This window comes from Pseudoalteromonas sp. SK18 (assembly GCF_001974855.1).
GTDB lineage: Bacteria > Pseudomonadota > Gammaproteobacteria > Enterobacterales > Alteromonadaceae > Pseudoalteromonas.
Genome location: NZ_MTQB01000041.1, coordinates 1 through 10,556 on the forward strand (window position 1 = coordinate 1; position 10,556 = coordinate 10,556).

10 protein-coding genes are annotated in these 10,556 nt (G+C 36.0%); 2 read left to right on the forward strand and 8 right to left on the reverse strand.

What is annotated here, in order from left to right; all coding sequences use genetic code 11:
* Positions 1–124 precede the first annotated feature (124 nt).
* The 8 genes from BW139_RS17705 to BW139_RS17740 all read right to left on the reverse strand — a co-directional run bounded on the left by BW139_RS17705 (position 125) and on the right by BW139_RS17740 (position 8,361).
* Positions 125–382 (reverse strand): AAA family ATPase, encoded by a 258-nt coding sequence (locus tag BW139_RS17705; protein WP_076920530.1) that lies wholly within the window; start codon positions 380–382, stop codon positions 125–127.
* Positions 383–521: 139 nt separating this feature from the next.
* Positions 522–3,026 (reverse strand): MobF family relaxase, encoded by a 2,505-nt coding sequence (gene mobF, locus BW139_RS17710; RefSeq protein ID WP_076920531.1) that lies wholly within the window; start codon positions 3,024–3,026, stop codon positions 522–524.
* Positions 3,020–4,735: a type IV secretory system conjugative DNA transfer family protein gene (locus BW139_RS17715; protein ID WP_076920532.1), complete on the reverse strand. Its 1,716-nt coding sequence runs from the start codon at positions 4,733–4,735 to the stop codon at positions 3,020–3,022. The genes mobF and BW139_RS17715 overlap by 7 nt, the downstream gene beginning before the upstream one ends.
* Positions 4,735–5,025, reverse strand: coding sequence for a hypothetical protein (locus BW139_RS17720; protein ID WP_076920533.1), 291 nt, complete (start codon positions 5,023–5,025; stop codon positions 4,735–4,737). The genes BW139_RS17715 and BW139_RS17720 overlap by 1 nt, the downstream gene beginning before the upstream one ends.
* Before the next feature lie 186 nt (positions 5,026–5,211).
* Positions 5,212–5,400, reverse strand: coding sequence for an AlpA family transcriptional regulator (locus BW139_RS17725; protein ID WP_076920534.1), 189 nt, complete (start codon positions 5,398–5,400; stop codon positions 5,212–5,214).
* Positions 5,401–5,673: 273 nt separating this feature from the next.
* Positions 5,674–6,003, reverse strand: coding sequence for a hypothetical protein (locus BW139_RS17730; RefSeq protein WP_054202962.1), 330 nt, complete (start codon positions 6,001–6,003; stop codon positions 5,674–5,676).
* Between the two features lie 87 nt (positions 6,004–6,090).
* Positions 6,091–7,317 carry a site-specific integrase gene (locus tag BW139_RS17735; RefSeq protein ID WP_076920535.1) on the reverse strand — a complete coding sequence of 409 codons (1,227 nt, stop codon included), beginning with the start codon at positions 7,315–7,317 and terminating at the stop codon, positions 6,091–6,093.
* A gap of 183 nt (positions 7,318–7,500) precedes the next feature.
* Positions 7,501–8,361, reverse strand: a complete 861-nt coding sequence (locus tag BW139_RS17740; RefSeq protein WP_076920536.1) for a YicC/YloC family endoribonuclease — start codon at positions 8,359–8,361, stop codon at positions 7,501–7,503.
* A 180-nt stretch (positions 8,362–8,541) separates the two neighbouring features.
* Here BW139_RS17740 and rph point away from each other — a divergent pair, with 180 nt between their 5' ends.
* Positions 8,542–9,255: a ribonuclease PH gene (gene rph / locus BW139_RS17745; protein WP_008111261.1), complete on the forward strand. Its 714-nt coding sequence runs from the start codon at positions 8,542–8,544 to the stop codon at positions 9,253–9,255.
* Between the two features lie 14 nt (positions 9,256–9,269).
* Entirely contained in the window at positions 9,270–9,914 is a 645-nt protein-coding gene (gene pyrE, locus BW139_RS17750; protein ID WP_008111262.1) for an orotate phosphoribosyltransferase, read from the forward strand.
* Positions 9,915–10,556: the final 642 nt, after the last annotated feature.

The following is a 10,556-nucleotide window of genomic DNA, read 5'->3' on the forward strand; positions in this document are numbered from 1 at the left end:
TATTCATGCTGTTGTGTGGTAACAAGCCTAATTGCACGTTCACGAAATTCTGATGTATAGCGATTTGATTTTTTCATAGTTCCAGTTTCTCAAGTTATTGAGTCTCTGGCAAACACGGGGCGATTCATAATGATATTGGGCTAGCAATTAAGTTGTTATAAACAATATCAGAATATTGGCCCGCTAGTTCTATTCCTAGAGGCATTAAATCTAATGATTGCTGGCTGTTACTCTCAAGTGAATGCAATATGAGAGGTAGTAATCTTAGAAGTGAACTTTTTCCAGAGCCATTTTTTCCTATAATAATATTGACAGGCTTTAGCTCCATAGTAACTTCTTTGAAGCTGCGATAATTAATTGCTTTAACTTGTATTATTTTCAATTTTCACTCTCTGTTCAGCTATAGAATGCCTAAAAATCAAGCTTTCATAACCAATTTTTTTAACGTAGATAAAACTTACCACAAATAAAGTGGGCATTGGATGGTTTTCAATTTTATACTTAACTGTTTTTCGATTGAATTAAGAATGCATCATTTGCTTATTTGAAAGCATTATAGTTTCTGTAGCCAAGGCGCTTTTATTTAATGTAGAGATTGATTGATAAATACTGCTTAATTCTAGCTCTTTTGTACTGAATACAGAAAGCTCTTTATTATTAATAAACATCTGGCAATTATCCTTTTGTCTTGAGCAAGCTACATAAGTATTAGCCCTATCCATACCGCTTGTGTAATATACAAAAGAATCACCATCAATTGTTAGCCCCTGACTGCTATATACTGTCATTGCGTAAGCCTGTGTGATGAATAGATTTCCGTCTTGATCACAGTAGTCTTGAGTATTTAGAGTTACTTTTTTACCTCTATCTAACTTGACCTTAAAGTCATAGCTACCATCAGGCTTTGTGTTTATGTCACAAATGTTACCTAAGTCCCCATTTGATAAACCTCTTGCATAATCATTTTTAGTAAGCCTTACTCGCTCACCTATAGCGAAATGATTAGTAAATACTTTACCGCTAACAAAACAGTTAGCAATAACTTCTCGTTTATCAATACTTCCCTCAGTCTGCAAAATTGAGCGCATTTTTGCGTTTAACTGATTTACATCAGACCATCGCTGAGCCAACACGATTGATTGCTTGTTGGGATTGTTAAGCCTGTATTTATTCCACTTTTCGACCAGTAATGTTTTAGCTTGTTCCGAATCATCTGCAAAATGTAATAAACCTTTTTCATTGAGGCTGTTTAAAGCTGCTTCAGCTTTGCCATCACGAAAATCAGCAACAACCTGCCTTGCCCAAGGTTCTCGTTGACGCTTTATTGTTTCAACTCTTGTTGTCCCAAGTACTTCAGGTTGTGATAAATACTTTAACGAACCGCCATGTTCAATCGCATCTAATTGTTTATCTTCACCAACTAAAATCAGCTTACTATTTGTTGCTTTAGTTAAATCTATAAGTTTGCGTAAATCTTTAGAGCTTACCTGTCCTGCTTCATCAACGATTAAAACAGAGTTTTGTGTTAATGAGTTATTTTTAAGCAACTTAGCTATTGTGAATGTTTCTATATTCGCTTCAGCAGCTAGGTTATTAGCTGCTGATTTTGCGATTGCACACCCTATAACATTATAGTTCGAGTTTTTATATGCTTTACTTACACAATCCATTAAAGCTGATTTGCCTGCGCCGGCACTCCCTTGAATAATATCAAAGGCATTGTTTTGGCATGCAGATAGAACGGCCTCCTTTTGCTCTTCAGTTAATGGGAATGATTTTGCAGATATTGCATTTTCTATAACGATTGGCTCAACCTCAAAATGCCTAAAATTACGCAATTTTTTTGCGCCACTTATCATTGCCTGCTCATTATCTATAATTGCTTGAGTTGTGTAGATCGAGTTATTCTTATGGTCAATTCCTAAAGATATGCAATCATCAAGTTTGATAAATTTACTAACAATGTTATTAACTCCTTCACCTCCATCACCTGTGGTTTGAGCTATTTCAGCAGCTGCTTTGTATATGTCTTGTAATCTGAAAGTAGAATTGCTTTGGCTTACTTTATCTTCTAATACATTTAAAGTAAGCAGTTCTTGTGACTTAGCGACCTCATTGAGCCAATGATCATGAGAATGTACTTTTGATAAGTGACTCAATAAATGGTTCTCCGTAAAGTTGAGATTATCCAGCTCTGCACACCAGCTAGTATAAAGCTCCTTACGATTAACAGCCTCTTTTATTACTCGGGTTGAAAGTGAAGCTATATCACCAGCCTTACTACAGCTTTTAGCATTGCCATATTTAACCAGTTCTTCTTTTATCATTGCACCTCGTTTTGAGTAATATTCACAAATCTTTTCGGGTACTAATGGTAGTTTGAACATTTCTCCGTCTTTGGTTATTTCAAATCCAAGTTCTTTAAGTTGTGCGGCTAATTCGGCTCTGTAAAAAGTTCCAGCGGCTTTATGCCACAAATACAGCTCTCTACTGTCTAAAGTGCCCCAGCTCCCATCTACCCTAGGGGCTGCATTAGCAATTAAACAATGAGTGTGTAATTGAGGGTCTTGTGCTCTGCTAGTTGCATGCTCAAATGTTGCTGCAATTAGACCTGTTACTTTTTCACGAATTTGACCAGATTTATTACGTCTGGTCACAGCTGCGTTGCTTTCTAAAAAACTTAATGCAGATTTTACTGCTCCGAAATGTGCTTTTTGAATATCTGCTTTTAATGATAAATCAGCTCTAGCCCATGCTACAGAGACTGATTTTGGTGAACTAAAAGTTAAATCCCAGCCAAACCTTCGATTTGCTCCTGAGTTTTGGCAAAGTTCGTATTTCTTACATGGAGAATACCCATGCATAATATTAATATATTCTTCAGTTTCTACCTCACCTGATAGTTCAAGTAGTTTTCTTGCTTTACCAGCCCAAACGCCGTTAGGCTCACCACCATCGAGATAATAATCTTCCTTTGCTAACTCCGAGTAATATTTAACATTACGAATTGGCGATATAGTTAACATGAGCGACTTCTACCTCTTGACCCACGTTTAGAGGTACTAGTGCTATTTATATTATTGGCCAACGAAATAGGTATGTAGGCCTCTGCTATAATATCTATCTCTGGATAAGGCCATACAAGCTTGTATACAGCGTTCCAGCTACTAATTGAAAGATAGCCACTCACTCCTCTTTTACTAGGAGAGGGGAGCTGCATAATCTCTTCAGCACGAACAATATATTCTTCAGTTTGCTGATAGCTTGTTGAACGATTACCCTCTTTATCAAAGCTAATAGTTGCTCGTTTAACTATACGTTTGCCTAAATTTTCAGCTGATTTTTTGGCTGATACAGAAGAGCCAACCTTTAGCGTAACAATGTTTGAAAATAAGCTTGTTAATGTTTCAGCATTTTTGTCACCATAAATAGATTGAATTTGGCTAATGTTTTGAGTGCCAGCAATAGTTCTTGCACCTTTAGAGCGGCCTAGTGATAGCCATTTTTCGAGCGCTTTTGTTTTTGGCAAATCAGCTATTTCATCTAGGATAAACCAAAACTTATTTTTATTATCCGGTAGTGCGAGTACTTCTCTTACTATAAGGGTGAGAACCGCTGTACATAGTGGTGCTGATATAGATGAGTATTTGGGGTCATTCGGAATTATTAGCGATGAGAAGTTATACTTTCCTTGTGCCCAGTTCGTTATACTAAACTTGTATTTATGATCTTCTTTCCACACCTTTGCAATAGTATCTAGCCAACTCATTTGTGTTGTTAGTTCCATAATGAAACTATCAGTTGTTTTAGAGTCTTCAGATAGCAATTTTGCAGCTTTAGGGTAATACTTTTCGAATAACATAGATAATTCATCAGTAGGCTTATCAAGCATTTTATTTAAATCATACCAAGTCCAGTTAAGTTTTATTTCCCCGAGACTTACCATACAGCCAGCTAATATTAGCCGTGCTCCTTTTCCCCATATTGCATCTTTTTCAGATTCGATGATGAAACATGATGCAATTTCATATGCCATTTCTGGCGAATTAATATCAGCGGCTATATCCCAGCACAGGGAGCGTTCATCTGTAGGGCTTAGTAATAAAGTATCTTTACTTAATAAAATCTCTGTATACTCTCTTTTTGCATCATATATAAGCATTGCGTTACTTGTTATTGAGATGCTTTTCACAATTGGTTTTATGATGGTGCTTTTACCAGAGCCTTGGGCTCCTTCAATTAATATATTGCCGACTTCCTGTAATTCAGTAATTGCAATATTGGGGTGGATATTTAACCCAGTGCTAGGGTTATGTTTTAATTCTTTCTTTAAAGTTTTTTTTGCATGTTTAAAAGCAAACTTATCTTTATATAGGCGGCTTCCACTAATATGCATAGCTGTGTCATAACCACCTTTTATCCAAAGGAATTTGAATGTAATAAAGAAAGATGTGGCCAGCGATAAAAGTAAAGGGAGCAGTAAATGTAATACCCATTGGTAGGTAAGATCATTTTCAAATAAGTAATTTTTGTATTGATAAAAACTACTGTTATCTACATTGTGTAAGTCTCTTATAATCAATTTAGCTAGGTCTATATGTTGAACTAAAGTTCCCCAATTAGTACCGATAGACCAGGTGTATTTAAGTAAAAAATAATAGCTAGGTAATGTTAGTAGTAGAGTGCATAAAACTATTGCATGCCAATGCTGGGAAGTGTTTTTTAGTTCTCTCATTAGTTTAGTTCTCCAAGGCGGTTTTTCAGTTCAGTTATAGCTTCAGTCCTTTCTTGTTCATTTAATCCAGCTACCGCAGAGCAAATCTCAAAAGTTTGTTTTAATAGTTCAACCCTTAGTTTTTGTAGATCACTAGAAAAGTCATCTTTCTTTTTGTAGCTTCGCCAAGCCTCGCGCAAAACTTCAGCTAAATTACTGCCACTTGCTTCAGCTACTTCTTCAATTCTTTGATATTCAGTAATCGAAAATCGTGCTGTAATTGCTTTTTGAGTTAAGCTTTTATATTTCATAAAATATGCCTTTTGGAAATCGTTGAAATTGTTGAAATCGTTGAAATCGTTGTTAATAGAGCCGTTGATGTTAGTTTTTTATATTTCTGCACCGTATTTGATTTCACTTTGAACTCAGTAAATAAAAGCTTTATGTGGCATGTCACTAAACTTTTGGAACATCGAAGGTGCGTAGGGTTTAAAAGGTCATCCATTATTTTCTTTCTCTGATAACCAAGCTTCAATTGTTGACTCTTTCCAGCCGATAAATTTTGTTCCAAACGAAATAGGTTGAGGTATTTTATTTTGCTGGCGCCAATTCCAAAGTGTAACGGTTGTTACTCCCAGCATTTCTGCCAGTTCTTTTGGTCGAATGATACGTGTAGTTTTCTTCATCTTTTTACCTTTAATTATGACAGCTCAAATTTAAGCTTTAATTAAAGTAAACAAGGAAAAGAAAGAAAAAAACAAAAATGTGACTATTCTTCAAATCACTTTAAGGTTATAAAAATGCAAACTTTTTTTCTTTAAATAGTCACTTTTTTAGTTGTTTTTGTTCAAACATAAAAAATGATAAAAGGAAATTTAAAAGTGATTATTTTTGAAAGTTTTTTTGTTTTACGCAAATAAAAAAACCATCTAAAAGATGGTTTAATAAGGAAGTGTTTTTTAGTCGTTTGTTGCTCGAGGAAGGTGATTCTTACTAGCATAAAAGTTTGCCATGGCATATAGCAGCTTTTTTAACTTTTCCAGAATTATTAAAGCTGTTTTATGATCTGGATAAACATAGCCTTTTTCAATTCGTGTTTCTTGTTTTTGAAGGTCATAATTAATCGCCTTAATGAAGGTTTCTATATTCTCATAAACAATATTCGAATCTTCAATGCTTTGAACCTTTCCATCAGTATAAATACTAAGTTCAAGTTGATAACCTGCAATACTTTCACCATTGAAACTTGCTTCATCTCTAAAAAAAATTATTTCATTACTATGCTTCATTCAGTAACCCTATTAAGTTAATTTGAACTAATTGAAGCACTTTATTTAATTGTAGAATACGGCTAAGTGGTTATTTGTAAAATAACTTTAGATTACATCCAAAACTTTATCAGTTAATTGTTCTAGAGCTGCTTTTCGCTCATCAAGGTAATCATAGCGATCATATATTCCTTCAACACCTTTCAACTTATGATTAAGACACCTTTCAGCGATGTGGGAGGGTACAGTGAGCTCTGCGAGTAGACTTCTGCATGTTCTCCGCAGATCATGAATAACAAAATGGTCAATGCCAGCGTCACCCAGATGATTGGTGTGGCCTTCTTTTTTTTTGTAGCCTTGATTTCCAAATAATTTTGCTAGTGCATGATTAAGAGTATCATCAGAAATATAGCCCCGTCTTTTACTAGCTCTGCGAGCAGGGAATAAGTAATCAGAATCACAAGCACGAACTTTAAGCTCATAAAAGTATGATATAAGTTGCTTAGGTAAGGGGACTTTAATTGATACTTTCGTTTTTGTTCGTTCAGATGGAAGTACCCAAATGTTATTGTCAAAATTAAATTCAGACCATTTAGCGGCTATTAATTCTTGTTTTCTTACACCTAAGCAAACTAGAAACAAGCATGCTATATAATTTTCACGGGTAAATTGATCCGCACATTTCTTAAAAACTTTGAATACTATACTTAGTTCTTCAAAAGATAGAGCGCGAGTTCTTGATTTTTCGACACCTCCAGCATCTTTATTATTAAAGGGAAGTGCAATGTTATATTCAATTAAACCGAGCTTAATCGCATGATTAAAAATTTGCTTGCAGTGGATAAGGGCATCATTTGCAATTGTTGGGCGATTACTATCATTTATTTTTCTAATAATTCCTAAGATATCTCTAGGTGTAACTCTATCAACGGCGAGCTCCCCAATTGATGGTGAAATATCTTTTTTATATACCCGCCTAGGTATTTGTGGGTTTTCCAAACGTTTATCACATATTTTAAGCCAGTCTTCGGCTACTTCATCAACTGTTTTAAGATAAATCAAAGAGGAGCGTTTTTTTTCAGCAATAGGATCTAACCCTTTATTTACTTTTGCTCTAACACTTGCAGCTTCAATTTTTGCATTTGCAAGAGATAAGCCTTCAGGAGGCTTGCCATATCTTCCAATTGTTAATTCCCTTCTTTTTGAATTAATGGTGTATCTAACTATCCAGAATGCACTTTTTTGATCTGTGATTCTAAAGTATAAACCTCTATCAACACTATACTTTCCTGCTTTACCTTCTTTCAACTTAGCTCGAAGTTGGGCATCATTCATAAAAAGTCCAAAAAAAATGGTGGCATATTTTTATATCGTACATGAATATAAAAATACTGCCACCATATATGTCACCACTAAATTTTAATTAAAGAAGCTTAAAGCTAATTAAAGCATCTCAAGCTCATTATTTAATTATTTGAATTTAATGATTTATTTTTGTTTTCTTAATGTTTGTTTATATTATTCAATATTCTGGATCTGCTCACGCATCTGTTCAATCAATACTTTAAGCTCTACAGCGGCATTGGTAATATCACTGTTAATAGATTTAGACGCTAAGGTATTGGCTTCACGGTTAAACTCTTGCATCATAAAGTCTAGGCGACGACCACAAGCACCACCTTTGCTCAAAATTTTACGTGTTTCTTTAACATGCGATTTTAAACGATCAAGTTCTTCTGCTACATCTTGCTTTTGTGCAAGGTAAATCAGTTCTTGCTCAAGACGTGACTCATCAATATTTGTTGTTAAATCTTCAAGTTTTTGTATTAACTTTTCACGTTGCCATTTAGTAATTTCTGGCATGTGTTCTTCAACAATATCAACTTGCTCTAAAATGGCGGTTAATCGTGTAGTTATCATTTCTTCAAGGTTTGCACCTTCATCACCACGTGCAGATTTAAAGTCTTCAATTACTTGGTCAAGGCCAGTGATGAGTGCCGTATTTACACTATCCATATCAATTTCTTGCGCTTCCATAACGCCAGGCCAACGCAAAATGTCAACAGGATTAATATCACCATTGCTTTGTTGTTGTACCCACTTAGCACTATTAATTAATTGCTCAGCAAGAGATTGATTAATTGATAGTTCACCCACATGTGCAGGGTTCGCTACAAACTTTAAGAAAACTTCGACCTTACCACGCTGTAAGTGCTTACGCAGACGCTCGCGGATAACGGGTTCCATGCCACGAAATTGCTCTGGTGCACGAATAAAGGTTTCAAGATAACGTTGGTTCACTGAGCGAACTTCCCACGTGCCAGTGCCCCATTCGCCTTTTATTTCGCGACGCGCATAAGCTGTCATACTGTGGATCATGGATGTTTTCCTACATTTTTAAATACAATATTACGATTATTATACCGTAACACTGCTCAAGCTCTAAAGAAAATTTAACACTGCTGAGTGTTTTTTAAGCACACTTTAATATAAATCAACATGGCATCTATATTCACATCAACATATAATGTGGCAAATTCAGAATTAAGGGGATCGTCAATGCGTCCAAGCGAAAGAACACCTAATCAAATTAGACCGGTTACGTTTACACGTAACTACACTCTGCATGCTGAAGGTTCAGTATTGGTAGAGTTTGGCAACACTAAGGTACTTTGTACTGCGACAGTTGAGGCTGGCGTACCACGCTTTATGAAAGGCCAAGGTAAAGGTTGGGTAAACGCAGAATATGGCATGTTACCGCGCGCAACACACACACGTAATAGTCGTGAAGCAACGCGAGGTAAACAAGGCGGTCGTACAATGGAAATACAGCGTCTGATTGCTCGCTCTTTACGTGCAGCAATTGATCTAAAAGCACTCGGTGAAAACACAATTACTATTGATTGTGATGTAATCCAAGCTGATGGTGGTACGCGTACAGCGTCTATAAGTGGTGCGTGCGTTGCGCTTGTTGATGCACTAACGTATATGCGTGCAAAAGGGATGATTAACTCAAACCCACTTAAACATATGATCGCTGCTATTTCTGTTGGTATATATAAAGGTCAAGCGATTAGCGATTTAGAATACCTAGAAGATTCTGACGCTGAAACTGACATGAATGTAATTTTAACTGAAACCGGTAAAATTATTGAGGTACAAGGAACCGCTGAGGGTGAACCTTTCTCGTTTGACGAACTTGATGAACTACTTACACTCGCTAAGCATTCAATTCGTGAAATTATTGATGTACAAAAGCAAGCACTAGCATAAATAGGTAACTGGCAATGAAAGAATATCAAAAAGAGTTTATTGAGTTTGCTTTAGAAAAGCAGGTATTAAAGTTTGGCGAGTTTACTTTAAAGTCTGGCCGTACTAGTCCTTACTTCTTTAATGCGGGTTTGTTTAATACAGGTCGTGATTTGGCGCGCTTAGGTCGCTTTTATGCGGCGGCACTTGAAGATGCAGCAATTGAATATGATGTACTATTTGGCCCTGCTTATAAAGGTATTCCAATTGCAACAACAACCGCAGTTGCGTTAGCTGATCATTATAATAAAGATGTACCTTATTGTTTTAACCGTAAAGAGAAAAAAGCACACGGTGAAGGTGGTAGCTTAGTTGGATCTGAGCTTAAAGGTAAGATCATGTTGGTTGATGATGTGATCACCGCCGGTACAGCTATTCGCGAGTCAATGGAAATTATTGCTGAAAATGGCGCAGATTTAAGTGGTGTTTTAATTGCACTTGATCGTCAAGAAAAAGGTAAAGCAGAGCTTTCTGCTATACAAGAAGTAGAACGTGACTTTGATACTCAAGTTACTTCTATCGTTAAATTGGCTGATTTAATTAGTTACCTTGAGATCCAAGGTACCATGGATGAGCATTTAGCGGCGGTAAAAGCTTACCGAGATCAATACGGTGTAGCATAAATAGTAGCCTCGCAAATGCGGGGCTTTATTTTGCCTAAAATTGAGTAACAGCAACTCCTACTTATATTAAAGCTTTGCTAATACATATAAACAAAAGCCATCTTCAGGTAGACACTATTAATAGCCGTGATTTTATTAATACTGTGGCATAGCTCTTACCTACTTCAATTCCCCGTAGTAACATTAACAGTATGCTAGCTGCAGCGTATTATTTTCCGAGCTTTGTAATATATGGGATCTATTCGGGTAGATTATTGCTAGTGATCATTATGATCATCTTAGTTGCGAGTGTTTTAATAAAGCTTATTCAAGTTGATACAACGGTTAAAGGCTTAAATTACGCGTTTATTGTTAATAAGTTGATAGTTATGTTGTGTTTTTAGCACCTATCGTTCAAATATCCAACGAACAGTCATTTATTTCAAGTTTTCTGCAAAAAAGGGTTGATCTGTTTTCGGATCTCCCTATAATGCGACCCCACTGAGACGGCAGAGCGCAACGCATAGCGAGGCACGAGCTACTCAGTGAGTTGAGTAAAACTTAGTTCTGAAAACTTTCAAGTTTAACAAAATTAAGTGTTGACAAAAAAATAGGAAAGCGTAATATGCGCAGCCCTAGCGAGATAAAGTTTAACGCTTTAAT